We start from the raw sequence: 24,269 nt of genomic DNA on the forward strand, positions 1-24,269 counted from the left end.
TGTTTCGGCCAACGAAACAGATTGAAGGGAAGGGCGTGGCTCCTGACGGAGCGACGGCGTCGTGACGGTTCAACCCGGAAGAGGGTTTGAATGAGCCGTCACTTGCCGATCAGAATAGGAAGCCGGGAGCAAAAGCGGCAGAGAGGACGCGCTACCTTTGTATAGAAGATGGTAGGGGACCGCGATGTCAGGCGGCGGCCGCCGCCTGCTTGTTGATGCTTGCTTCAGTGCTTGCCGGTACTGCCGAAGCCGCCGGCGCCGCGCGCGCTGGCATCGAAGTCATCGACGATATTGAATTGCGCCTGCACCACCGGCACGATCACCATCTGCGCCAGACGCTCCATCGGGTTGAGCGTGAAGGCCGTGTCACCGCGATTCCACGTGGAAACCATCAGCTGGCCCTGGTAGTCCGAGTCGATCAGGCCCACCAGATTGCCCAGCACGATGCCATGCTTGTGGCCGAGTCCCGAGCGCGGCAGGATCATCGCGGCATAACCGGGATCGGCAAGATGGATCGCGAGACCGGTCGGCACGAGCACCGTCTGATGCGCTTCGATCACGAGCGCTTCGTCGAGACACGCGCGCAGGTCGAGGCCGGCGCTGCCGGGCGTGGCGTAGGCAGGCAGGAAATCGCGCATGCGCGCGTCGAGAATCTTGACGTCGAGTTTCATGGAATCGGGTGTCAGCGGCCGAGCTCGAAGGCGTCGGCCAGGAGTTGATAGGACCGCGTGCGCGCGGCGTAGCTGCCGGCGACCGTCAGGATGATCAGCTCGTCGGCGGCATACTGTTCCTGCAACGCGTGCAGTTGTTCCGTGACGCGCTCCGGCGTACCGATGATGCTGCGCGCCTTCTCATGCGCGATCACGGCGAGTTCGCGCTCGCCATAGCGTTGCGCGATGCCCTGCTCGATCGATGGAATCGGCTGGTTCAGGCCATAGGCCATCTGCACGCGGCGCAGGTCGACGGCCTTTTCGAGCGCCTCGGCTTCCTGCTCGGTATCGGCGCAGATCGCGAATACCGCCGCCGCGAGATAGGGTTGCGCTTCGTGTGCGGCCACGAAGCGCTCGCGATACGCCTGCGCCACGTGTTCGCCGATGCGCGGATTGATGAAGCTCGCGAAGGCGAAACGGATGCCCAATTGCGCGGCAAGCAGCCCGCCGAAATCGCTGGAGCCGAGCATCCACAGTTCCGGACGCGTGTCGATGCGTGGCTGCAGCAGCACGCCGTGCGCGAGGGCATCGTCCGGCACGGTGCCGTCGAACAGCGCGATGAGTTCCGCGACCTGCTGCGGGAAGACATCGCCACGGTTATAGGCGCCCGCCGCGACCGCCTGCGCCGTGCGCATGTCGCCGCCCGGCGCGCGCCCGACACCGAGATCCACGCGTCCCGGGAACAAGGCTTCGAGCATCTGGAACTGCTCGGCGACCTTGAACGACGAGTAATAAGGCAACATGACCCCGCCCGAACCAATGCGGATGCGCTTCGTCAGACTGCCGATGCGCGCCAGCATCACTTCCGGACACGGATTCGATACGCCATGCAGCCCGTGATGCTCCGCGCACCAGAAGCGGGTTAAGCCGAGGTCGTCGGCGAGTTGCGCGAGATCGAGCGTGGCGGCGATGGCGTCGGCCGCCGTGTGGCCGTGGATGACCGGCGTCTGGTCGAGGATGGAGAGCTTCGTCATCGCGTCAGGAGAGCAGCGCGCCGCCGGTCTTCGGCGCGCGTCGGGCAATCTCCGCAATCAGCGTGCGGGCGAGTTGCTGTTTGTCGGCGCGCGGCAGCGGCGTCGTGCCGCTTTCCTCGAAGAGCACGACTTCATTGTCATGCTGGCCAAACGCCAGCTGCGCAATATTGCCGATGAGCAGTGGAATGCCCTTGCGCTTGCGCTTCTCGGCGCCGTTGACGTCCAGGTCGCCGCTTTCGGCCGCGAAGCCGACGCAATACGGCGGATTCGGCAGCCGCGCGACCGTGGCGAGAATGTCCGGATTCTCGACGAACTTGAAGCTCGGCTGCGGCGAGCCCGACACCTTCTTGATCTTGTGTTCGCTGACCTGCTCCGCGCGCCAGTCGGCGACCGCCGCCACCGCGATGAAGATGTCGGCGTCAGGCGTGGCCTGCATGACGGCGTCGTGCATCTGCTGCGCCGTCTGCACGTCTTCGCGGAACACGCCCCACGGCGTCTCCAGCGCGACGGGACCCGCCACCAGATGCACGTCCGCGCCCGCCTGCGCCGCTGCGCGCGCCAGCGCGAAGCCCATCTTGCCGGAGGAACGGTTGGTCAGGCCGCGCACCGGATCGAGCGGCTCGAAGGTCGGGCCCGCGGTGATCAGCACGCGCTGGCCGCGCAGGATCTTCGGCTGGAAGAACGCGCAGATGGCTTCGAAGGCCGCTTCCGGCTCGATCATGCGGCCGTCGCCGACTTCGCCGCACGCCTGCGAGCCCGAGTCCGGCCCGAGCACTGCAACGCCGTCCGCACGCAGTTGCGCGACGTTGCGTTGCGTCGCGGGGTTTTGCCACATCTGGCGGTTCATCGCGGGCACGACGAGCAGCGGACAGTCGCGCGCGATGCACAGCGTGGACAGGAGGTCGTCGCACCGGCCGTGCGCGAGCTTGGCCATGAAGTCGGTGGAAGCAGGTGCGATGACGATGGCATCGGCTTCGCGCGAGAGATCGATATGCGGCATGTTGTTCGGCATGCGCGCGTCCCATTGCGACGTGTACACGGGACGGCCCGACAATGCCTGCATCGTGACGGGCGTGATGAACTGCGTCGCCGCTTCGGTCATCACGATCTGCACGGTCGCGCCGGCCTTGATCAACAGGCGCGTGAGCTCGGCGATCTTGTAGCAGGCAATGCCGCCGGTCAGGCCCAGTACGAGATGTTTGCCTGCGAGTTCCAATTTGCCTCCGTCGCAATGAACGCGCGGCTCCTTGAAAGGAGCCGCGCTGCACACTTCACTTCACTTTACGTCACTTCGAACCGCGTACGCGCCGCAGTTCGTCGAAGATCAGCAGCACCGCGCCGACGGTGATGGCGCTGTCGGCGAGATTGAACGCGGGCCAGTGCCACGTGTTCACATGGAAGTCCAGGAAGTCGATGACATGGCCATAGGCGAGGCGGTCGATCACATTGCCGATCGCGCCGCCCATGATGAGCGACAGCGCCGTGCAGAACAGCCGCTGGCCCGAATGGCGCTTGAGCAGATAGCAGATCACGATGGCCGCGACCACGCCCAGCGCCGTGAAGGCCCAGCGCTGCCAGCCGCCGGCCATGGCGAGGAAGCTGAAGGCCGCGCCGCGGTTATAGACCAGCAGCAGGTTGAAGAACGGGGTGAGCGCGTGCGGGTCGCCATAGGCGAACACCTTTTGCACCGCGATCTTCGTCAGCTGGTCGAACAGGATCACGATCAGCGCGACGCCGAGCCACGGCGCCAGCGATCCACTGCTTGTGCTTTGTTTTGCCATCGTCCTTGCCATTATGCTGCGCCTCGCGATTCGCCGGCGCCGAACAGATTCGAGAAGCAGCGGCCGCACAGACCCGGATGATCCGCGTGAGCGCCGACGTCCGCGCAATAGTGCCAGCAGCGCTCGCATTTCAGATACTTCGATGCCGTGACATCGACACCTTCCTCTGCCTCGCCCGCCACCTTCTCCACCTGCGCCGACGACGTGATCAGCACGAAGCGCAACGCGTCGCCGAGGCTGGCCAGCGCGTCGTAGCGGGCCCCGCTCGCGCGCACCACGACTTCCGCCTGCAGCGACGAACCGATCAGGTTCGCCGTGCGCGCTTCTTCGAGCGCCTTGGTGACGTCGCCGCGCGCGCTGCGGATCAGGGTCCACTTGTCGAGCAGCTCGCCGCCGTTGGCGATGTCCGGATAGGTCGCATAGACCTCGGTGAAGATGGTGTCCTGACCCGGCTTGAGCACCTTGTACGCTTCCTCGGCCGTGAACGACAGATACGGTGCGACCAGGCGCAGCAGGCCGTGCGCGATATGGAAGAGCGCGGTCTGCGCGCTGCGGCGCTCGCGCGAATCGGGCTTGGTGGTGTAGAGACGGTCTTTCAGCACGTCGAGATAAAAGCCGCCGAGATCTTCCGAGCAGAAGGTCGCGATCTTGGCCACTACCGGATGGAACTCGTACTTCTCGTAGTGCGAGAGGGCGTCGTCCTGCAGGTTGCGGGTGAGCGCGACCGCATAGCGATCGATCTCCAGCCAGTCTTCCACCGGCAGCGCGTCCTTGGCGACATCGAAGTCCGACAGGTTCGCGAGCAGGAAGCGCAACGTATTGCGAATGCGCCGATAGGTTTCCGTCACGCGCTTGAGAATCTCCTCGGAGATCGCGAGTTCGCCGGAATAATCGGTCGACGCGATCCACAGGCGGATGATTTCCGCGCCGAGGCGGTTCGCCACTTCATGCGGATCGATGCCGTTGCCGAGCGACTTCGACATCTTGCGGCCTTCGCCGTCGACGGTGAAGCCGTGCGTCAGCAGCGCGTCGTAGGGCGGGCGGCCGTCGAGCATCGAGGCGGTCAGCAGCGACGAATGGAACCAGCCGCGATGCTGGTCCGAGCCTTCGAGGTAGAGGTCCGCCGGGAACTGCAGCGAGTCCTTGTGCGAGCCGCGCAGCACGTGCCAGTGCGTGGTGCCGGAGTCGAACCAGACGTCGAGCGTGTCGCGATTCTTCTCGTACAGGTTTGCGTCGTCGCCGATCAGTTCGCGCGGATCCAGCGACTGCCACGTCTCGATACCGCCTTGCTCGACGCGCTGCGCCACTTCTTCCAGCAATTCCAGCGTGCGCGGATGCAGTTCGCCGGTTTCCTTGTGGACGAAGAAGGCCATCGGCACGCCCCATTGACGCTGGCGCGAGAGCGTCCAGTCCGGCCGGTTGGCGATCATGCTGTAGAGGCGCTGCTTGCCCCACGACGGATAGAACGCCGTGTTCTCGACGCCTTCCAGCGCGATCTCGCGCAGCGTGCGGCCGCCGTCCTTCGGCGTGACGTCCATGCCCGCGAACCACTGCGACGTGGCGCGGTAGATGATGGGCGTCTTGTGGCGCCAGCAATGCATGTAGCTGTGCGTGTACTTCTCGGTCTTGAGCAGCGAGCCCGCGGCCTCCAGTGCCTCGACGATCTGCGGATTGGCCTTCCAGATGGAGAGCCCGCCGAACAGCGGCAGCGATTCGATATAGCGGCCGTCGCCCATCACCGGGTTGACGATGTCCGAGTCCGACATGCCGTGCGCCTTGCATGACACGAAGTCTTCCACGCCGTACGCCGGCGACGAATGCACGACGCCCGTGCCGCTTTCGGTGGTCACGTAGTCGCCGAGATAGACCGGCGCGGTGCGCTTGTAGCCCGGGTGCGCCGCCGCCAGCGGATGATGGAAGCGCAGGTTGGCGAGCTGCTCGCCGGTCGTCGTGGCGATCACTTCGCCGCTCAGCCCGTAATTCTTCAGGCATTCCTCGACGCGCTCCTGCGCGAGGATCAACAGGCCGCGCGGGGTATCGACGAGCGCGTAGACGATCTCCGGATGCACGTTGAGCGCCTGGTTGGCGGGAATGGTCCAGGGCGTCGTCGTCCAGATGACGATGCCGCCCTCGGCCTTCGGCAGCGCGTTCAGGCCGAACGCCTGCGCGGTCTTCTCCGGCTCGGCGAAGGCGAACATCACGTCGATGGTCGGATCGGTCTTGTCCTTGTACTCGACTTCCGCTTCCGCCAGCGCCGAACCGCAGTCGAAGCACCAGTTCACCGGCTTGAGGCCGCGGAACACGAAGCCTTTCTCCATGATCTTGCCGAGCGCGCGGATCTCGCCGGCCTCGTTGGTGAAGTTCATGGTCTTGTACGGATTGTCCCAGTCGCCCAGCACGCCGAGACGCCGGAAGCCGACTTTCTGCTTCTCGATCTGCTCGCCGGCGTAGGCACGCGCCTTCTGCATCACCTCGATGGCCGGCAGCGTCTTGCCGAACTGCTTTTCGATCTGGATCTCGATCGGCATGCCGTGGCAGTCCCAGCCCGGCACATAGACGGCGTCGAAGCCCGCGAGATTGCGCGCCTTGACGATCATGTCCTTCAGGATCTTGTTCACCGCGTGGCCGAGGTGGATGTCGCCGTTTGCATACGGCGGGCCGTCGTGCAGGATGAACTTCTTGCGGCCCTGGCTGGCCGCCCGGATCTTCTCGTAGATCTGCTTGTCCTGCCATTCCTTGACCCATGCGGGCTCGCGCCTGGGCAGGTCGCCGCGCATCGGGAAGGGCGTGTCGAGCAGGTTGACGGGGTACTTCGCGGAGGCTTTCTCTTTCTTGTCGCTCATGGGTGACTCGGTGAATTCGGTGAGGCGGCGCTTGTCTCGCGCGCGATGAATCGGGAGGCGGGGCAGCGGGCGGCGCCGGCGTGGTCAACGCGGGCGCCGCACGCTCACCTAATTCGGTCAGTCGCCGAAATGGCGAATCCCGTGGCGCGGCTGCCCGCGTTGCTGGCGGGCGGAAGGCCGAAATACGCGCGGGCGTTGTCGACGTCGCGCGAGATTGCAGCCGAGAGCGTTTCGAGGTCCACGTACTTTTCCTCGTCACGCAGCTTTTTCAGGAATTCGACCCGCACCAGCTTGCCGTAGGCGTCGCCGTGCCAGTCGAGCACGAAGACTTCGAGCAGCACGCGGCCGGAGTCGTCGACGGTCGGGCGCAGGCCCAGGCTTGCAACGGCGGGCAGCGGTTCGTCGGCGAGGCCGTGCACGCGCACCACGAAAATGCCCGCGAGCGCCGGGCGCTTGTGCGCGATCGGCAGGTTCAGCGTGGGGAAGCCGAGATCGCGGCCGAGCTTCGCGCCGTGCACGACGTGCCCGCTGATGACATACGGACGTCCGAGCGCGACTTGCGCCGCGTCGAGATCGCCGGCGACCAGCGAGGCCCGCACCGACGACGACGAAATGCGCGCGCCGTTCGGATGCGCGACGGTTGCCATGCGTTCGACCTCGAAGCCGTATTTCTCGCCGGCGGCCTTGAGCGAGGCGAAGTCGCCCGCGCGTTTCGCGCCGTAGCAGAAGTCGTCGCCGACCATGACCCAGCGGGCGTGCAGGCCGTCGACGATCACGTTCTTCACGAAGGTGTCCGGCGACTGGCTCGCGAAGGTCTTGTTGAAGTGCTCGACCACGACGCGGTCGACGCCGTTGGTGCGCAGCGCCTCCAGCTTGTCGCGCAGCATGGCGATGCGCGGCGGCGCGCCGGCCGGATTGAAGAACTCGCGCGGATGCGGCTCGAAGGTCATCACGCAGACGGGCAGGTTGCGCGCGTCGGCGGCAGCCCGGACGTGCGCGAGCAGCGCCTGGTGGCCGCGATGGACACCGTCGAAATTGCCGATGGTCAGTGCGCAGGGCGCCCGGCTTTCGGCATTGGGAAGGCCGCGAAAGACTCTCACGATAGGCGTTGGTCGGTGAGGCTGAGCGATGAGGGGCAGATGCTGCAAAGCGTTAGATTATAAACGCTCGCGCCGGCGCACGGGCGCGCGGGGCGGTGGAGCGTCCTGTGCGAGGCGCGCGCGGCCGCCCGCGCCGGCCTCTTTGGCACGATTTTCTCCCCGGCCGGATGATAAAATCGGCGGATGAAGAAAATCGTCATTCTGATCTCCGGACGGGGCAGCAACATGGAGGCCGTCGTGCGCGCCTGCGCGCGCGAGGGCTGGCCGGCCCGGGTCCAGGCGGTCATTGCAAACCGGCCTGATGCCGCCGGCCTGGGTTTCGCCCAGGCGAACGGCATTGAAACCATCGTGGTAGATCATCGTCAGTTCGAAAGCCGGGCGTCGTTCGACACGGCGCTCGCCCGGGAAATCGACCGCTCCGCGCCGGATCTCGTCGTGCTCGCGGGCTTCATGCGGGTGCTGACCGACGCTTTCGTCGAACGCTATGCCGGGCGCATGCTCAATGTGCATCCGTCGCTGCTGCCGTGCTTCGCGGGGCTGCGCACGCATCAGCAGGCGCTCGACGCCGGCGTGCGCGTGCATGGCGCAAGCGTGCATTTCGTGACGCCGACGCTGGATCACGGGCCGATCGTCGCGCAGGGCGCCGTGCCGGTGCTCGCCGGCGACGACGCCGCGGCGCTCGCCGCGCGCGTGCTGGCCGTCGAACACGTCATCTACCCGCGCGCGGTGCGCTGGTTCATCGAGGGGCGTCTTTCTATCGAGGGCGAACGCGTCGCCCTCACGCCGTCTGAGCCGCAATGGCTCTTTGCCGACATTGCCGGGGAGGGCGTATGAGGCTGCATGGATTTCTGATTGGACAAACCGAAACGCTGCTGGCGGATGTGCTGCGCTTCTCCGGCCCCGCCGATGCCGCGACCAGCCGCTTCTTCCGCGCGCATCCTAAGCTTGGACATAGCGAGCGCGGCGTGATCGCCGAAGCGGTGTTCGCCGTGCTGCGCCGGAAAATGGAGTTTTCGCATCTCGCGGAAAGCGGCAGCGGCAACCAGGCGCGTCGCCTCGCGCTGCTCGGCCTGATGCAGACGGCCGGTTTGTCGGCGCTGAAGCCGTTCGTGTCGGCGGATGAATATCAATGGCTCGCGCAAGTGTCGAAGATCGACCCGGCCAGTTTGCCGGTGCGCGTGCGCACGAACCTGCCGCAGTGGATCTTCGAGGCGCTCGGCAAGCGCTTCGAGCCCGAGGAGCTCGCGCAGCTCGCCGCCGCGCTGAACTATCCGGCGCCGCTCGATTTGCGCTCGAACCCGATCAAGGCAAGTCGTGAAGAGGTGCTGAAGGCGCTGGCCGCCGCCGGTATCGACGCGGGCGAGATGCCGTTCGCGCCGTTTGGCGTACGGGTGGGCGGCAAGCCCGCGCTGACGCGTCTTGCGCCGTTCCAGGAAGGCTGGATCGAGGTGCAGGACGAAGGCAGCCAGCTGCTCTGCTCGCTGATGGCGCCGCGCCGCGGCGAGATGATCGTCGATTTTTGCGCGGGCGCGGGCGGCAAGACGCTGGCGCTCGGCGCGATGATGCGCTCGACCGGCCGGCTCTACGCGTTCGATGTCTCGGACCGGCGTCTCGCCAAGCTCAAGCCGCGGCTCGCGCGCAGCGGCCTGTCCAACGTGAATCCCGTGCTGATCGACAGCGAGCAGGACGCGAAGATCAAGCGTCTCGCGGGCAAGATCGACCGCGTGCTCGTCGACGCCCCGTGTTCCGGGCTCGGCACGCTGCGCCGCAATCCGGATCTCAAGTGGCGCCAGTCGCCGGATTCGGTTGCGGAACTGACGCCCAAGCAGCTGTCGATTCTCACCAGCGCCGCGCGCCTCGTGAAGAACGGCGGCCGTCTCGTCTACGCCACCTGCTCGATGCTCGACGCGGAAAACGAAGGCGTCGTCAAGCAGTTCCTCGAGACGCATCCGAACTTCCGCGTCGTGCCCGCGCGCGACGTGCTCGCGGAGCAGCGCATCGACCTGGACACGGGCGACTATCTGTCGCTGTGGCCGCACAAGCACGGCACCGACGGCTTTTTCGCCGCCGTGCTGGAACGCGTGCCGGACGCGTCGAAGAAGCAAAAGCCGGCTGAAGAAGAGCCGGCGTAAGCCGCCGCGCGCATGGACCCCCGCTTCCTGCCCGAGCTGACCGCGCGGCTGTCGCGCGATTTCGGCGAGCCGCAGGTGATCTGGCAGGTCGCGGCGCTGGCCGGGCTGTTGGCGGTGGCGTGGTGGTGCGCGCGCATCCTGCGCAAGAAGCTCGATGCGCGCCGTCAGTCGCGCTTCGAGGCGGTGCGCTTCGGCGCCGAGAGCCTCAACAAGGCGCTGTTCCCGCTGCTCGGCGCGGTGTTCGTGTCCATCGCGCAGGTGGCGCTCGCGCCGTTCATCCACACGGCGTTCCTGCGTCTCGCGCTGGTGCCGCTGTGCGGCATCGCCGTCATCTATTCGATGTTCTATGTCGTGCGACGCGTGTTCCGGCGCGGCGAGACGGAGGACGACGCCGGCGCGCTGCTCTATCTGTTCGAGAAACTTGTTACGGTGATCGTCTGGGTCGTGATGGTGCTCACCGTGATGGGCATTCAGGACGATGTCGTCGAGTGGATGGCGAGTGTGCGCTTCAACGTCGCGAATGCGCACATGACACTGCTGTCGCTCGCGTCGGGCGTGTTGTGGGTGTGCGTGACGCTGATCGTCGCGATGTGGGCCGGCGCGCTGCTCGACGACCGCCTGATGCGCGCCCGCTCGCTCGACGCCAATCTGAAAGTGGTGCTGGCGCGGGTCGGCCGCGCGCTGATGATCCTCGCCGCCATTCTGGTGAGCCTGTCGATCGTCGGCATCGACATCACGGTGCTCGGGGTGTTCGGCGGCGCGCTGGGCGTGGGACTGGGCTTCGGCTTGCAGAAGATCGCGAGCAATTACGTGTCGGGCTTCATCATCCTGCTGGACCGCTCGCTGCGACTCGGCGACATGATCAACGTGAGCGGCAGCCAGGGCACGGTGACGCAGATCCGCACGCGCTATACGGTGGTGCGCGGGCTGGACGGTATCGAAACGCTGATTCCGAACGAGAAGCTGATCACCGATGTCGTGCAGAACCATTCGTCGTACCTTACGCGCGGCAATGCGAAAATTGCGGTGCAGGTGAGCTATCGGAGCGACGTGGAACGCGCGATGCGCCTTCTCGAGGAAGCCACGCTCGGTATCGAGCGCGTGTTGCAGGATCCGGCGCCGGCGGCGCTACTGGCGAGCTTCGGCGCGGACGGCATCAATCTGGAGCTGAATTTCTGGATTGTCGACGCCGCAAAGGGCACGGGCGGCGTAAGGTCACAGGTGAATCGCGCGGTTTGGCGTTTATTCTGTGAGCACGGCATTGAAATCCCGTACGCGCAGCGCGAGATACGGATTATCGACGGTGCGGCGCCGGCCACGGGCGATTCGGTACTTAATACCGCCGGCCGCGGTACGGGCGCTTCGCCGACGGTGTGATCCCCGGTCCGGATGTACCGCTTGGCGGCTGAATCGTCGATCTGGAGCCGGAAACAACATCAGTTCGAGGCGTGAGTTTTTTCTTGTTTTGCTAACATGCAAAAAAATTCACCTTTAGGACAAAGACTTGGAACGCTTGCAGTAGAATGCGATCGAACTTGCGAAGGATCCTTTCACGTGGCCAACAGGCTGCTTAGCGTCAGATTTAAGCCTGTTTGTCCGGCCATTTTTTCCGAATTTCACAGCTACACAGGTAAATTGCCTTGCTGAATTCTTCCCTCGATTTTCTCGCCAACGGATTGCTGGACTTCTCCTGGTGGCAGATTCTGTTGTTCACGCTGGTGATGACGCACATCACTATTGTGGGCGTCACGGTCTATCTGCACCGCTGCCAAGCGCACCGCGCGCTGGACCTGCATCCCGCCGCGAGCCACTTCTTCCGTGCCTGGCTGTGGATGACCACAGGCATGCTCACCGGCCAATGGGCCGCCATTCACCGCAAGCACCACGCGAAGTGCGAGACCGAAGAAGATCCGCACAGCCCGCAGACGCGCGGCATCTGGAAGGTGCTGCTCGAAGGCGCCGAACTGTATCGCACCGAGGCCAAGAACGAAGAAACGATGCGCAAGTTCAGCCACGGCACGCCGAACGACTGGCTCGAGCGCAATCTGTACACGCGTTATCCGATTCTCGGCATCAGCGTCATGATGGTGATCGACGTCGCGCTGTTCGGCATCGTCGGGCTGTCGGTGTGGGCCGTGCAGATGATCTGGATCCCCTTCTGGGCAGCCGGCGTCGTCAACGGTCTCGCGCACTTCTGGGGCTATCGCAATTTCAATTCGTCGGATGCGTCCACCAACATCTTCCCGGTCGGCATCCTGATCGGCGGTGAGGAGCTGCATAACAACCATCACACCTTTGCCACGTCGGCGAAGCTCTCGAGCAAGTGGTACGAGTTCGACATCGGCTGGATGTATATCCGCATCATGTCGGCGCTGCGTCTCGCCAAGGTCAAGAAGGTTGCGCCCACGCCGAAGCTCGCCGCAAGCAAGGCCGTGGTCGACCAGGACACGCTGCAGGCGGTGCTGTCGAACCGTTATGAAGTGATGGCGCGTTATGGCAAGGCGCTCAAGCGCGCGTACGCGCAGGAACTCGCCAAGCTGAAGGAAGCCGGCGCGCGCGAGAAGTATCAGCTGATGCGCGGCGCCCGCAAGTGGTTCCACAAGGAAGAAGATGGCCTGAACGAGCCGCAGCTCAAGCAGCTTCCGGAACTGACCTCGGACAATCAGCGCCTGCGCACCTTCATCGAATTGCGCAAGGATCTCTCGGCCATCTGGGATCGCTCCAACGCTTCCCGCGAACAGCTCGTGACCCAGTTGCAGGACTGGTGCCATCGCGCGGAAGAGAGCGGCATCAAGGCTCTGCAAGACTTCGCGCTGCGCCTGCGCCGCTACGCCTGACGCGCGTTATCCGTTAAAATTCCGTGACGTCACATGACCCCGCTCTGGCGGGGTCTTTGTTTTTGTGCGGTCGGATTTGCAGCGAATCGTGCAGCCGTTGCGCGTGGGGATCGGAGACATGGAAGCGATCAGAAGCATCGAGTATGACCGGCCGCAAGGCCTGACCTGCGGTGTGGGCGAAGCGTGGGCGCGGGTGGCCGAAGCGCCGTCGCCGGAAGAAGGGCGCCGCTTGAAGGAACGCATTCGCGCTCTCCTGAAGCGGGAAGAAGCGGTGCTGGTGGCGCACTATTATGTCGACGCCGAACTCCAGGAACTCGCTGACGAAACCGGCGGTTGCGTCGCCGATTCACTCGAAATGGCGCGCTTCGGGCGCGATCATGCGGCGAAGACGCTGGTGGTCGCGGGCGTGCGCTTCATGGGCGAGACCGCCAAGATCCTGAGCCCGGACAAGCGCGTGCTGATGCCGGATCTCGACGCCACCTGTTCCCTCGACCTCGGCTGTCCCGCCGATGAATTCTCCGCCTTCTGCGACGCCCATCCGGACCGCACCGTCGTCGTCTATGCGAACACCAGCGCCGCGGTGAAAGCGCGCGCGGACTGGATGGTGACTTCGTCGATCGGGCTCGAAATCGTCGCCGACCTTCACGCGCGCGGCGAAAAGATCCTTTGGGCGCCGGACCGCCATCTGGGCGGTTACATCCAGAAGAAGACGGGCGCGGACATGCTGCTGTGGCAGGGCTCGTGTCTGGTCCACGACGAGTTCAAGGGCATCGAACTGGATCTGCTGCGCCGCGAGTATCCGGACGCGAAGATCCTCGTGCATCCCGAATCGCCGGAAGGCGTCGTGGCGCTCGCGGACGTCGTCGGCTCGACCACGCAGCTGATCGACGCCGCCGTGCGTATGGACGCGCAGCGTTTCATCGTCGCGACGGATCTCGGCATCCTGCACAAGATGCGACTGGCCGCGCCGGGCAAGACCTTCATCGAAGCGCCCACTGCCGGCAACAGCGCCACCTGCAAGAGCTGCGCGCACTGCCCGTGGATGGCGATGAACGGCCTGGCGAATCTCGCCGATGTCCTCGAACGCGGTCACAACGAGATTCACGTCGATGCGGCCATCGGCGTGCGCGCGCGCGTGCCGATCGACCGCATGCTCGACTTCGCGGCGCGCCACAAGAAGCGCGTGCAGGCCAGCGGCGACCTCGCGAAAGACGCGTCGCTGTTCACCCAGGTAGGAGCTGCCTGATGTCCGTGTCCCCGATCTTCGAAGAAATCCGCGCGCAGTACGGCGAGGTGTTACAGGCGGCGCTGGCCCGCAATGTCGTCGATGCGCTGGAGGAGGACGTCGGCAGCGGCGATCACACCGGCCGTCTCGTGCCCGCCGGCGCGCGCCGCACGGCACGCATCATCGTGCGTGAGGACGCGGTGTTGTGCGGCGTGCCCTGGTTCGACGAAGTGATGCGCCGCGTCGATCCGGCCATCGAGGTCGAATGGCAGTATCGCGAAGGCGAACGGATGGCGGCGAACACGCCGGTCGTCCTGCTGCATGGCGCGGCGCGCTCGCTGCTGACCGCCGAGCGCAACGGTCTCAACTTTCTGCAACTGCTGTCGGGCGTGGCGACGGCGACGAGCCGTTACGTCGATGCCATCGCGGGCACGCGCGCACGCATTCTCGACACGCGCAAGACGCTGCCGGGCCTGCGGCTCGCGCAGAAATACGCGGTGCGCGTGGGCGGCGGCGCGAATCAGCGGCTCGCGCTGTACGACGGCATTCTGATCAAGGAAAACCACATCGCGGCGGCGGGCGGCGTGGGCGCGGCGATGGACGCGGCGCTCGCGCTGCAGGCCGGCGTGCCGATCCAGATCGAAGTGGAAACGCTGGAGCAGCTCGAGACGGCGCTGGCGCATCGCGCGGAATCGATCCTGCTCGACAACTTCACGCTCGACGCCATGCGCGACGCCGTGCGCATCACGGCCGGGCGCGCGCTGCTGGAAGTGTCGGGCGGGGTGAACTTCGAGACGGTGCGCGCGATTGCCCAAACGGGCGTCGACCGTATTTCCATCGGCGCGCTCACGAAGGACGTGCGCGCAGCCGATTTCTCCATGCGCCTCGTTTAAAGACTCGTGCGGCGGGCGGCCGGCGGCGTGAGCACGGTCGGCAGCGCCTTCGGCAGCGTTTCCGGCCAGTCGCGGCTGTAGTGCAGGCCGCGGCTCTCGCGTCGCGAACACGCGCTTTCCACGATCAACGACGCCACGTCCACCAGGTTGCGCAGTTCCAGCAAGTCGCGGCTCACCTTGAAGTTCGCGTAATACTCGTGGATCTCGTCGCGCAGCAGGGCAATGCGATGCTGCGCGCGTGCCAGACGCTTGTCCGTGCGCACGATGCCGACGTAATTCCACATCAGGCGCCGCAATTCGTCCCAGTTGTGCGCGACGACCACTTCCTCGTCCGGGTCCGACACGCGGCTTTCGTCCCAGTCGGGCAGTTCGGCGTGACAGCCGTTGGAAAAGCCGTCGGCTTCGATGGCCTGCGCCGCCGCGCGGCCCACCACGAGACACTCGAGCAGCGAATTGCTCGCCAGCCGGTTCGCGCCGTGCAGGCCCGTGTACGAGGTTTCGCCGACCGCATAGAGCCCCGGCCGGTCGGTGCGCCCCGCGAGATCGGTCACGACGCCGCCGCAGGTGTAATGCGCGGCAGGCACGACGGGAATCGGCTCCTTGGCGATATCGATGCCGAATTCCTGGCAGCGCGCGAGGATCGTCGGGAAATGCTCTTCGAGGAAGGCGCGCGGCTGGTGGCTGATGTCGAGATAGACGCAATCGATGCCGCGCTTCTTGATTTCGAAGTCGATTGCACGCGCGACGATATCGCGCGGCGCGAGCTCGGCGCGCTCGTCGTGGGCCGGCATGAAGCGCGTGCCGTCCGGCAGCCGCAGGATGCCGCCTTCGCCGCGCACGGCTTCGGAGATCAGGAACGACTTGGCGTACGGATGGAAGAGGCAAGTCGGATGGAACTGGATGAACTCCATGTTCGCAACGCGACAGCCCGCGCGCCATGCCATCGCGATGCCGTCGCCGGTGGCGGTGTCCGGATTGGTCGTGTAGAGATAGACCTTGCCCGCGCCGCCGGCGGCGAGCACCGTGTGCGGCGCCTGCAGCGTCACGGTGCGGCCGGTGTTCACGTCCAGCGCGTACAGGCCGTGGCAGCGATGCCCGGGAAGGCCGAGCCGGTCGGACGTGATCAGGTCGATCGCGTGATGATCTTCGAGAACGGTGATGTTCGGATGGCGCCGCACGCGTTCGCCGAGTGTGGTGACGACGGCGTGGCCGGTGGCGTCGGCGGCGTGGATGATGCGGCGATGGCTGTGGCCGCCTTCGCGCGTCAGATGGAAGCCGAGTTCCGCGGACAGGTCGCGGGTGAAGGGCACGCCTTCCTCGATCAGCCATTCGATCGCCGCGCGCCCGTTCTCGACGATGAAGCGGGTAGCGGCTTCGTCGCACAGGCCGCCGCCGGCGATGAGCGTGTCGCCGACGTGTTCGTCGACGCTATCGCCCGAATCGAGCACCGCCGCGATGCCGCCTTGCGCCCAGTCGCTCGCGCCCACGTTCGCCGCGCGCTTGGCGAGGATCGCGACGCGCCGCGTTTCGGCCAGATTCAACGCGACGCTCAGGCCCGCGAGTCCGCTCCCTACGATCACTACATCGAAATTCATGCTGCCGCTTCTCCGTCCGATTACTGGTCGCCGATCGATAGCCGGGAAGCATAGCGCGCGGGAAGAATGAGGGACAGCGAAAACCCGCGTACGAGTGTGTGAAAAACGGATGAAAAGCAGGCGTCAGAACGACAAAAAGCCCCGCGATGGCGGGGCTTTCCGGTGTCTTCGTTCAGGCTCTCAACATCAAGATTTACTTGATCTTGGTTTCCTTGTACTCAACGTGCTTGCGGACGACGGGATCGAACTTCTTGATCGCCATCTTTTCCGGCATGTTGCGCTTGTTCTTGGTCGTCGTGTAGAAGTGACCCGTGCCTGCGGTCGATTCCAGCTTGATCTTGTCGCGTGCGCCCTTGGCCATGTGCGTGCTCCTTAGATTTCACCGCGTGCGCGCAGGTCTGCGAGCACGGCGTCAATACCGTTCTTGTCGATCAGGCGCAGACCGGCGTTCGAGACGCGCAGACGGACCCAGCGATTTTCGCTTTCAACGAAGAAACGGCGGTTCTGCAGGTTCGGCAGGAAACGACGCTTGGTCTTGTTGTTTGCGTGGGAAACGTTGTTGCCCGACATCGGGCCTTTCCCAGTTACTTGGCATACGCGTGCCATGAGGACACTCCTAATACACGTTAAGTCTGAGTCGAACGCCCGATTGATAATGGGTTTCGAGGAAACTGTTTCCTCTTCTTCCTCTACCTCTCGATGCCTCTGATCGCCCGATTTGCCCATCGGGGATTTGGCAGCACGGTTATGCCAATGAGGACTGCGCTCAGTTCACCGTTACTCAGAACAGGCTGGTGGAAAAAAGCAAACGAGGATTCTAGCAGAAAAAACGCTGCATTATCAAACCTTTTGGACTCGCCGGCGCGGTGAAGCGCCGTCACAGCCAGCCGTGGCGCGCGAACGAAAGCACTTCGTTGGTCGCGACCACGAGATGATCGAGCAGGCGCACGTCGACCAGGGCGAGCGCGTCGTGCAGCGTGCGGGTCAGGGCGCGGTCGTTGGCGCTGGGCTCGACGCCGCCGGACGGGTGATTATGCGCGACGATCAGGCCCGCGGCGTTGAGCGTCAGCGCCCGCCGCACGATCTCGCGCGGATACACCGCGACACGCGTGAGCGAACCGCGCGCCGATTCCTCGGCGAGCAGCAGCTTATGGCGCGCATCCAGATAGAGGCAGACGAAGACTTCGTAAGGCTTCGTGCCGATGGACAGCCGCAGGTAATCCTCGACGATGCCCGGCGAATTCAGCACTTCGCGCTCGCGGGTTCGCTCCGCCAGCGCCCGGCGGCACAGTTCGGAGACCGCGAGCAGCGTGGCGGCGCGTGCCGGCCCGATGCCTCGCTCCTCGCAGAGTTCGCCGGCGGACGCGTCCAGCACGCCGCGCAGCGAACCGAAGCGGCGCAGGAGCCGGCGGGCGAGATCGATGGCAGTCGATCCCGGCACGCCGGAACGCAGGAACAATGCGAACAATTCCGCGTCCGACAGCGAGGTCGGGCCGGCGTCGAGCAGGCGTTCGCGCGGCCGGTCGGCACGGGCCCAGGTGCGAATGGGCGTGACGGCCGGCAGCGGATCGTGCTCCGGCCGGGCTGCTGGCCCCGCTGCTGGCTCCGCCGCTGGTTCCGCTGCTGGCCCGTCTGCCGGCTGCAAGCGAGGCTGCGTGCGGACAAGCCGCAATTTGGCGGCGCTCACCGGAAAACACCGCGTACCGCGACACCGATGCCGCGGGAACGCCCGGCAAGACCTGTGTCGAGACCTTTTGTCACGCGCGTGAGCGCACGCAAGCCGAAGCCGCGTGACGCGTCCCGACACAACTCTGTCTTACAATGGCGGTTTTGGCGCCCGCAATGCCCCGGCGCCGCGCGGTTCGCCGCTTCGCGCCGGCGTGCCGCCGCAAGCGGGGGCCGCCGTCCGCATCCGACTGAACGGCTAGATCCAATACTCATGAGCATCATCGATATCTCCCAGGTGAAACCCGGTTCGCACGTCACGCTTCATTACCGGCTCGCGCTTGCCGATGGTGCGGACGTCGTCAACACCTTCTCCGACAAGCCCGCCACGCTGCTGCTGGGCGCCGGGCAACTCGCCGAGCCACTGGAAGAGATTTTGCTGGGCCTGAAGGTCGGCCACCATTCGACCTTTCAGCTAGCGCCGGAGCAGGCATTCGGCCCGCGCAATCCGGAACTCGTCCAGTGGGTGTCGCTCGCGACCCTGCGCGAGAACAGCATGATCGGCGAGCATTTTTCGCCCGGCGATCTCGTCGAATTCAACGCGCCCAACGGCGGGCGCTACGCGGGCGTGCTGAAGGAAGTGAGCGAGACGGCCGCGCTGTTCGATTTCAATCACCCGCTGGCGGGCCAGGCGCTCGTCTTCGAAGTGAAAATCATCGGAATCCTGTAAGCCATGAGCCTGACCGAAAGCCTCAACGAAGTTCAGACCGACGTCGAAATCCTGCTCGCGCAGCCGCGCGGCTTCTGCGCGGGCGTGGACCGCGCGATCGAGATCGTCGAGCGCGCCATCAAGCTGTTCGGCGCGCCCATCTACGTGCGCCATGAGATCGTGCACAACGCCTATGTGGTCGCGGATCTGCGCAAGAAGGGCGCGATCTTCATCGAGGATCTCGCCGACGTCCCCGAAGGCGCCACGCTGATCTTCAGCGCGCACGGCGTCTCGAAGGCCGTGCGCGGCGAAGCCGAAGCGCGCGGTCTGCGAGTGTTCGACGCCACCTGTCCCCTCGTCACCAAGGTGCACATGGAAGTGGCGAAGATGCGCCAGGAAGGCTTCGACATCGTGATGATCGGCCACAAGGGGCATCCCGAGGTCGAAGGCACGATGGGGCAGTCCGGCGAGGGCATGCATCTCGTCGAGGATATCGAGGACGTGCGGAAGCTCGAGTTGCCCGATCCGAAGCGCATCGCCTATGTCACGCAGACGACGCTCTCCGTCGACGACGCCTCGGCCATCATCGACGCGCTGAAGAGCAAGTATCCCGACATCAAGGAACCGAAGAAGCAGGACATTTGCTATGCGACGCAGAATCGCCAGGATGCGGTCAAGTTCCTCGCGCCGCAATGCGATGTCGTGATCGTGGTCGGCAGCCCGAACAGCTCGAATTCCAGCCGTCTGCGCGAAGTGGCCGAGAAGCGCGGCATTCCTTCCTATATGGTCGATTCGCCGACGCAGATCGACCCGGCTTGGGTGGAAGGCAAGAAGCGTATCGGCGTGACGGCGGGCGCGTCGGCGCCGGAAGTGCTGGCGCAGGCGGTGATCGCGCGCTTGCGCGAACTCGGCGTGCGCAGCGTGCGTTCGCTGGAGGGCATCGAGGAAACTATCGCTTTCCCGCTGCCGCGCGGTCTGTCGTTGCCGCAGTAAAGCAGCGAAGCCGAACAAGAAAAAAGCGCCTCCGGGCGCTTTTTTTTCGCGTGCATCAAAGATTGCCAAAGAACACGGAACCCTGCTCGCCGATCTGGAACCAAGCGTAAATTCCTTCTCCGGCCCTGCTGCGGATCCAATGCTTCCTTCTAAATCCCTTAAGGGTTTGCCCGCAGATCCGATAACCGGACGAAGCCATCTTCACCCACTGAAAAACCCCTCGTCGCGTAATGGTGCAACTGCTGCAAAAAATGCAATTGCAACCCGGTTGCGCCATACATGGAAAGTTGCACGCAAGAGGCGGTTGCAATGCTGGAAAACCCCGCCACGCAAGAATATTGCTCGTCTCATATTTAGCGTTACAATGCGCGCGTCTTGAGGCCTAAGGGTTCCGGACCACTGTTTTTTGAAGGCGCGGGAGACCTTATTGATGCGATTCAAGTTTGCTCACGCCGTGTCCATCGCGGCTGCGGTTGCAATGGCAACCGCATGCGGCAAGACGGACGAAGGCGGGGCGAGCACGGCGGCGTCGGCAGCGAGTGCCGCCGCATTGCCGGCTGCGTCCGCGCCGGCTCCGGCTGAAGCAACTGTCGTGAAGATCGGTCATGTCGCGCCTTTGACGGGATTGCAGGCGCATCTCGGCCGCGACAACGAAAACGGCGCGCGGCTCGCGCTGGAAGAGATCAGCGCACAAGGGCTGACGATCGACGGGCATTCGATTCGCCTCGAACTTGACAGCCAGGATGACGCCGCCGAACCGCGTACGGGCACGGAAGCGGCGCAGAAGCTGGTCGATGACCACGTGGTCGCGGTGATCGGCCATATGAATTCGGGCGTGTCGATTCCGGCATCGAAGATCTACAGCGATGCCGGCATTGCGCAGATCTCGCCGTCGACGACCAATCCGGAATACACGAAGCAGGGTTACAAGACGACCTTCCGGCTCGTTTCCACCGATGCGCTGCAGGGCCCCGTGCTGGCCGGCTATGCGATGAAGACGCTGCACGCGAAGAAGGTCGTGGTGGTGGACGATGCCTCTGCCTACGGCCGGGGCCTCGCGGACGAATTCGCGAAGACCGTGCAGGCCGGCGGCGTGAAGATCGCGGCGCGCGAGCAGACCACCGAGAAGGCGCGCAATTTCAAGGCGATTCTCACAAAGATCAAGCGCATCCAGCCGGACGTGGTGATGTACGGCGGCATGGACGTGACGGGCGGCCCTTTCGCGAAGGAAGCGGCGGCGCTCGGCATCAAGGCGAAGATTCTGGCGGGCGACGGCGTCTGCACCGACAAGGTGGCCGAGCTCGCGGGCGACGCCGTGCAGAACCTCGTCTGTTCGGAAGCGGGACTCGCGCTTTCGAAGATGGACAAGGGAGCGGATTTCGAAAAGAAGTACGAAGCCCGCTTTCACACCCCGGTGCAGATTTACGCGCCGTTCACGTATGACGCGATGTACGTGATCGTCGACGCAATGAAGCGCGCCAATTCCATCGAAGCGCCCAAGGTGCTCGCGGCGATCGCCACGACCGACTTCAACGGTCTGACGGGGCATATCGCATTTGACGACCGGGGCGACCTGAAGGCGGGGACCATTACGCTTTACGACTTCAAGGACAAGAAGAAAGACGTGCTCGACGTCGTCAAGCAGTAGCAGCAGCAAGCGTGGGCAGTTCCGGCGGCGCTTCACCGACAGCGCCGTTTTTGCATCCGTTCGGGAACGGCTGCCGCCTTATCCGGCCGCGGCTGGACAACCGACCGACCAACCTTTATCGGTTTTTTCAAAGTACGCGCAGTGCCGCTTCAGATTTTGCTTCCCACCGGTTTATCGGCCGGCGATAAAGGCGGAATCGAAACGCACGGGGCTAAGGAGCTTTAAATGGATATTTTCATCCAGCAGATCATCAACGGTCTGGTGCTTGGCAGCGTCTACGCCATCATCGCGCTGGGCTATACGATGGTGTACGGGATTCTCGGCATCATCAACTTCGCGCACGGCGACGTGCTGATGGTCGGCGCGATGGTCGCCTTGTCGGCCATCGGGGTCATGCAGAACCACATGCCCGGCCTGCCCGGACCGATCATGCTGGCCATTGCGCTGGTCGTCGCCGCGGTGGTCTGCGCGCTCGTCGGCTACACCATCGAAAAGGTCGCATACCGGCCGTTGCGCAAGGCGCCGCGTCTCGCGCCGCTGATCACCGCGATCGGCGTCTCGATTCTTCTGCAGACCGTCGCGATGATGATCTGGGGCCGCAATCCGCTGGCCTTCCCGCAGCTCCTCCCGACCGACCCGATCAACGTCATCGCCGCCGACGAAACCCGTCCGGGCGCGGTGATCTCGATGACCGAAATCGTCATCATCGTGACCGCGTTCCTCGTGATGGCGGGCCTGCTGCTCCTCGTGCACAAGACCAAGCTCGGCCGCGCGATGCGCGCGATCGCCGAGAACCCGGGCGTCGCCTCGCTGATGGGCGTGAACCCGAACTTCGTGATCTCCGCGACCTTCATGATCGGCTCGGCGCTGGCGGCGCTGGCGGGCGTGATGATCGCGTCGGAATACGGCAACGCGCACTTCTACATGGGCTTCATTCCCGGCCTGAAGGCGTTCACGGCGGCGGTGCTGGGCGGTATCGGCAACCTCGGCGGCGCGATGGTGGGCGGCGTGCTGCTCGGTCTCATCGAACAGCTGGGCGCCGGCTATATCGGCAATCTGACAGGTGGCGTTTTCGGGTCCAACTACCAGGACGTGTTCGCCTTCATCGTGCTGATCATCGTGCTCGTGTTCCGTCCGTCGGGTCTGCTCGGCGAACGTGTCGCGGACCGCGCTTAAACCTCGTGTGAGGAGCTCAGAAAAATGACTTCGATTCAACCGATTGAGCCGTCCACGACGCTCATCCCCGAGAAGAACACGACGAAGACGCTCGTCGTCGGCATTCTCACCGCCGTATTCGTCATTGCGGCGCCGATGGTGATCGGCGCGGCTGGCGGCAACTACTGGGTCCGCGTGCTCGACTTCGCGATGCTGTACGTGATGCTCGCGCTGGGCCTCAACGTGGTGGTCGGCTTCGCCGGCCTGCTCGACCTGGGCTACATCGCGTTCTATGCGGTCGGCGCGTACGTGGCGGCGCTGCTGTCCTCGCCGCAGCTGACGAGCCAGTTCGAGTGGATCGCGCATCTCGCCCCCGGCGGATTGCATGTGCCGTTCCTCATCATCGTGCCGTGCGCGATGGCGCTCGCCGCGACCTTCGGCGTGCTGCTCGGCGCGCCGACGCTGCGCCTGCGCGGCGACTATCTTGCGATCGTGACCCTGGGCTTCGGGGAAATCGTCCGGATCTTCATGAACAACCTCGATCGTCCGATCAACATCACGAACGGTCCGAAGGGCATCACGGGCATCGATCCGGTGACGATCGCAGGGTTCAACCTGTCGCAGACGCATACGTTCTTCGGCATGAAGTTTCCGTCGGTGTACATGTACTACTACCTGTTCGTGATCGGCGCGCTGATCGTGATCTGGGTGTGTACGCGTCTGCAGCACTCGCGCATCGGCCGCGCATGGGCCGCAATCCGCGAAGACGAAATCGCCGCCAAGGCGATGGGCATCAACACCCGTAACGTGAAGCTGCTCGCGTTCGCGATGGGCGCGTCGTTCGGCGGCCTGTCGGGCGCGATGTTCGGCGCGTTCCAGGGCTTCGTGTCGCCGGAATCGTTCACCTTCTGGGAATCGATCGTCGTGCTGGCGTGCGTGGTGCTGGGCGGCATGGGCCACATCCCGGGCGTGATCCTCGGCGCGGTGCTGCTCGCCGTGTTCCCCGAGTTCCTGCGCTCGACCATGGGTCCGCTGCAGAACGCGATCTTCGGTCATCAGATCGTCGATACCGAAGTCATCCGCCAGCTGCTCTACGGCCTGGCGATGGTGCTGATCATGCTGTATCGCTCGGAAGGCCTGTGGCCGGCCGCGAAACACGAAGACAAGATCGCGAAGATCGCGAAGCGCAACGGCAAGAAGCCGGTGCGCGCCTAAGGCGGGGGATAGAACATGAGCGACAAGCAAACACGACTGTCCGTCACGGGCGTCAACAAGCGCTTCGGCGGCCTGCAGGCGCTGTCCGATGTGCGCCTGCAGATCAAGGAAGGCGAGATCTATGGCCTGATCGGCCCGAACGGCGCCGGCAAGACGACGTTCTTCAACGTCATCACCGGCCTGTACACGCCGGATTCGGGCGAATTCAAGCTCGACGGCCAGGCCTACACGCCGACCGCCGTCTATCAAGTGGCGAAGGCGGGCATCGCGCGAACCTTCCAGAACATCCGACTGTTCGGCGGCATGACCGCGCTCGAGAACGTGATGGTCGGCCGTCACGTGCGTACCAGGCACGGGCTGATCGGCGCGGTGTTCCAGACGCCCGCTGAACGCCGTGAAGAACGCGAGATCAAGGAACGCGCGCTCGAACTGCTCGAGTACGTCGGCGTGCTGCAATACGCGGACTACACGTCGCGCAACCTGTCGTATGGCCACCAGCGCCGTCTGGAGATTGCCCGCGCGCTCGCGACCGATCCGAAGCTGCTCGCGCTCGACGAACCGGCCGCCGGCATGAACGCGACGGAGAAGGTCGAACTGACGCGTCTGCTCGACAAGATCCGCTCGGACGGCAAGACGATTCTTCTCATCGAACACGATGTGAAGCTGGTGATGGGATTGTGCAACCGCATGACGGTGCTCGATTACGGCAAGGTGATCGCCGAGGGTCTGCCGCAGGACGTGCAGAAGGACCCGAAGGTGATCGAGGCATATCTGGGTGCGGGGGTGCACTAAAT

The 24,269-nt window shown here is 64.6% G+C and carries 22 protein-coding genes; 12 read left to right on the forward strand and 10 right to left on the reverse strand.

Translation table 11 applies throughout. The features are described 5' to 3' along the window. Positions 1-224 precede the first annotated feature (224 nt). The 6 genes from dut to QCE64_RS02795 form a co-directional block, all read right to left on the reverse strand. On the reverse strand, positions 225-671 hold the full coding sequence (gene dut, locus QCE64_RS02770) for a dUTP diphosphatase (RefSeq protein ID WP_309929339.1): 447 nt from the start codon (positions 669-671) through the stop codon (positions 225-227). Positions 672-682: 11 nt separating this feature from the next. Further along, entirely contained in the window at positions 683-1,684 is a 1,002-nt protein-coding gene (locus tag QCE64_RS02775) for an LLM class flavin-dependent oxidoreductase (protein ID WP_310002594.1), read from the reverse strand. Positions 1,685-1,688: 4 nt separating this feature from the next. Further along, positions 1,689-2,900, reverse strand: a complete 1,212-nt coding sequence (gene coaBC, locus QCE64_RS02780) for a bifunctional phosphopantothenoylcysteine decarboxylase/phosphopantothenate--cysteine ligase CoaBC (RefSeq protein ID WP_310002595.1) — start codon at positions 2,898-2,900, stop codon at positions 1,689-1,691. A 70-nt stretch (positions 2,901-2,970) separates the two neighbouring features. Further along, positions 2,971-3,477, reverse strand: coding sequence for a signal peptidase II (gene lspA / locus QCE64_RS02785; RefSeq protein WP_309807447.1), 507 nt, complete (start codon positions 3,475-3,477; stop codon positions 2,971-2,973). Next, positions 3,477-6,308, reverse strand: a complete 2,832-nt coding sequence (gene ileS, locus QCE64_RS02790) for an isoleucine--tRNA ligase (RefSeq protein ID WP_310002596.1) — start codon at positions 6,306-6,308, stop codon at positions 3,477-3,479. Before ileS ends, lspA begins: the two co-directional genes overlap by 1 nt. A 104-nt stretch (positions 6,309-6,412) precedes the next feature. Continuing rightward, entirely contained in the window at positions 6,413-7,408 is a 996-nt protein-coding gene (locus tag QCE64_RS02795) for a bifunctional riboflavin kinase/FAD synthetase (protein WP_309807450.1), read from the reverse strand. A gap of 183 nt (positions 7,409-7,591) precedes the next feature. On the opposite strand from QCE64_RS02795, the gene purN reads away from it, so the two are divergent. From purN to nadC, 6 genes are all read left to right on the forward strand, one after another. Then, complete coding sequence (gene purN, locus QCE64_RS02800; RefSeq protein ID WP_310002597.1) at positions 7,592-8,242, forward strand: phosphoribosylglycinamide formyltransferase; 651 nt, start codon at positions 7,592-7,594, stop codon at positions 8,240-8,242. Then, positions 8,239-9,540, forward strand: a complete 1,302-nt coding sequence (locus QCE64_RS02805) for an RsmB/NOP family class I SAM-dependent RNA methyltransferase (RefSeq protein WP_309914198.1) — start codon at positions 8,239-8,241, stop codon at positions 9,538-9,540. Before purN ends, QCE64_RS02805 begins: the two co-directional genes overlap by 4 nt. 12 nt (positions 9,541-9,552) lie before the next feature. Further along, complete coding sequence (locus QCE64_RS02810; protein ID WP_310002598.1) at positions 9,553-10,917, forward strand: mechanosensitive ion channel domain-containing protein; 1,365 nt, start codon at positions 9,553-9,555, stop codon at positions 10,915-10,917. Between the two features lie 263 nt (positions 10,918-11,180). Then, positions 11,181-12,377, forward strand: a complete 1,197-nt coding sequence (locus QCE64_RS02815; protein ID WP_310002599.1) for an acyl-CoA desaturase — start codon at positions 11,181-11,183, stop codon at positions 12,375-12,377. Positions 12,378-12,495: 118 nt separating this feature from the next. Then, complete coding sequence (gene nadA / locus QCE64_RS02820; protein ID WP_310002600.1) at positions 12,496-13,623, forward strand: quinolinate synthase NadA; 1,128 nt, start codon at positions 12,496-12,498, stop codon at positions 13,621-13,623. Continuing rightward, complete coding sequence (gene nadC / locus QCE64_RS02825; protein ID WP_310002601.1) at positions 13,623-14,495, forward strand: carboxylating nicotinate-nucleotide diphosphorylase; 873 nt, start codon at positions 13,623-13,625, stop codon at positions 14,493-14,495. The genes nadA and nadC overlap by 1 nt, the downstream gene beginning before the upstream one ends. On the opposite strand, the gene nadB is transcribed toward nadC, so the two are convergent. The 4 genes from nadB to radC form a co-directional block, all read right to left on the reverse strand. Then, positions 14,492-16,090, reverse strand: coding sequence for an L-aspartate oxidase (gene nadB, locus QCE64_RS02830; RefSeq protein WP_309914209.1), 1,599 nt, complete (start codon positions 16,088-16,090; stop codon positions 14,492-14,494). The genes nadC and nadB overlap by 4 nt on opposite strands. A gap of 193 nt (positions 16,091-16,283) precedes the next feature. After that, positions 16,284-16,451 carry a 50S ribosomal protein L33 gene (gene rpmG, locus QCE64_RS02835; RefSeq protein WP_006478046.1) on the reverse strand — a complete coding sequence of 56 codons (168 nt, stop codon included), beginning with the start codon at positions 16,449-16,451 and terminating at the stop codon, positions 16,284-16,286. Positions 16,452-16,462: 11 nt separating this feature from the next. After that, positions 16,463-16,696, reverse strand: coding sequence for a 50S ribosomal protein L28 (gene rpmB, locus QCE64_RS02840; RefSeq protein WP_008351171.1), 234 nt, complete (start codon positions 16,694-16,696; stop codon positions 16,463-16,465). 271 nt (positions 16,697-16,967) lie between these two features. Further along, complete coding sequence (radC, locus tag QCE64_RS02845; protein ID WP_404987233.1) at positions 16,968-17,735, reverse strand: DNA repair protein RadC; 768 nt, start codon at positions 17,733-17,735, stop codon at positions 16,968-16,970. Between the two features lie 294 nt (positions 17,736-18,029). Here radC and QCE64_RS02850 point away from each other — a divergent pair, with 294 nt between their 5' ends. The 6 genes from QCE64_RS02850 (at position 18,030) to QCE64_RS02875 (ending at position 24,267) form a co-directional block, all read left to right on the forward strand. Further along, complete coding sequence (locus QCE64_RS02850) at positions 18,030-18,485, forward strand: peptidylprolyl isomerase (RefSeq protein ID WP_309830868.1); 456 nt, start codon at positions 18,030-18,032, stop codon at positions 18,483-18,485. A 3-nt stretch (positions 18,486-18,488) separates the two neighbouring features. Continuing rightward, entirely contained in the window at positions 18,489-19,457 is a 969-nt protein-coding gene (ispH, locus tag QCE64_RS02855; RefSeq protein ID WP_309914212.1) for a 4-hydroxy-3-methylbut-2-enyl diphosphate reductase, read from the forward strand. Between the two features lie 430 nt (positions 19,458-19,887). Next, entirely contained in the window at positions 19,888-21,105 is a 1,218-nt protein-coding gene (locus tag QCE64_RS02860) for a branched-chain amino acid ABC transporter substrate-binding protein (RefSeq protein ID WP_310002602.1), read from the forward strand. Between the two features lie 225 nt (positions 21,106-21,330). Beyond that, the gene (locus tag QCE64_RS02865) at positions 21,331-22,281 is read left to right on the forward strand and encodes a branched-chain amino acid ABC transporter permease (RefSeq protein ID WP_309914216.1); all 951 of its coding nucleotides are present in this window, start codon (positions 21,331-21,333) and stop codon (positions 22,279-22,281) included. Between the two features lie 24 nt (positions 22,282-22,305). Next, entirely contained in the window at positions 22,306-23,475 is a 1,170-nt protein-coding gene (locus tag QCE64_RS02870; protein WP_310002603.1) for an ABC transporter permease subunit, read from the forward strand. A gap of 15 nt (positions 23,476-23,490) precedes the next feature. Further along, on the forward strand, positions 23,491-24,267 hold the full coding sequence (locus QCE64_RS02875) for an ABC transporter ATP-binding protein (RefSeq protein WP_309914219.1): 777 nt from the start codon (positions 23,491-23,493) through the stop codon (positions 24,265-24,267). Positions 24,268-24,269: the final 2 nt, after the last annotated feature.

The sequence above is a fragment of the Caballeronia sp. LZ043 genome (assembly GCF_031451075.1).
Lineage (GTDB): Bacteria > Pseudomonadota > Gammaproteobacteria > Burkholderiales > Burkholderiaceae > Caballeronia.

Bases quoted from the DNA above. Each gene is read 5' to 3' on its own strand.
- rpmB (WP_008351171.1), bottom strand. From the start codon at position 16,696: ATGGCACGCGTATGCCAAGTAACTGGGAAAGGCCCGATGTCGGGCAAC.
- QCE64_RS02850 (WP_309830868.1), top strand. From the start codon at position 18,030: ATGAGCATCATCGATATCTCCCAGGTGAAACCCGGTTCGCACGTCACG.
- ileS (WP_310002596.1), bottom strand. From the start codon at position 6,308: ATGAGCGACAAGAAAGAGAAAGCCTCCGCGAAGTACCCCGTCAACCTG.
- nadA (WP_310002600.1), top strand. From the start codon at position 12,496: ATGGAAGCGATCAGAAGCATCGAGTATGACCGGCCGCAAGGCCTGACC.
- QCE64_RS02875 (WP_309914219.1), top strand. From the start codon at position 23,491: ATGAGCGACAAGCAAACACGACTGTCCGTCACGGGCGTCAACAAGCGC.
- dut (WP_309929339.1), bottom strand. From the start codon at position 671: ATGAAACTCGACGTCAAGATTCTCGACGCGCGCATGCGCGATTTCCTG.
- QCE64_RS02860 (WP_310002602.1), top strand. From the start codon at position 19,888: ATGCGATTCAAGTTTGCTCACGCCGTGTCCATCGCGGCTGCGGTTGCA.
- ispH (WP_309914212.1), top strand. From the start codon at position 18,489: ATGAGCCTGACCGAAAGCCTCAACGAAGTTCAGACCGACGTCGAAATC.
- nadC (WP_310002601.1), top strand. From the start codon at position 13,623: ATGTCCGTGTCCCCGATCTTCGAAGAAATCCGCGCGCAGTACGGCGAG.
- QCE64_RS02775 (WP_310002594.1), bottom strand. From the start codon at position 1,684: ATGACGAAGCTCTCCATCCTCGACCAGACGCCGGTCATCCACGGCCAC.
- purN (WP_310002597.1), top strand. From the start codon at position 7,592: ATGAAGAAAATCGTCATTCTGATCTCCGGACGGGGCAGCAACATGGAG.
- nadB (WP_309914209.1), bottom strand. From the start codon at position 16,090: ATGAATTTCGATGTAGTGATCGTAGGGAGCGGACTCGCGGGCCTGAGC.
- QCE64_RS02805 (WP_309914198.1), top strand. From the start codon at position 8,239: ATGAGGCTGCATGGATTTCTGATTGGACAAACCGAAACGCTGCTGGCG.
- QCE64_RS02810 (WP_310002598.1), top strand. From the start codon at position 9,553: ATGGACCCCCGCTTCCTGCCCGAGCTGACCGCGCGGCTGTCGCGCGAT.
- rpmG (WP_006478046.1), bottom strand. From the start codon at position 16,451: ATGGCCAAGGGCGCACGCGACAAGATCAAGCTGGAATCGACCGCAGGC.
- QCE64_RS02865 (WP_309914216.1), top strand. From the start codon at position 21,331: ATGGATATTTTCATCCAGCAGATCATCAACGGTCTGGTGCTTGGCAGC.
- lspA (WP_309807447.1), bottom strand. From the start codon at position 3,477: ATGGCAAGGACGATGGCAAAACAAAGCACAAGCAGTGGATCGCTGGCG.
- QCE64_RS02870 (WP_310002603.1), top strand. From the start codon at position 22,306: ATGACTTCGATTCAACCGATTGAGCCGTCCACGACGCTCATCCCCGAG.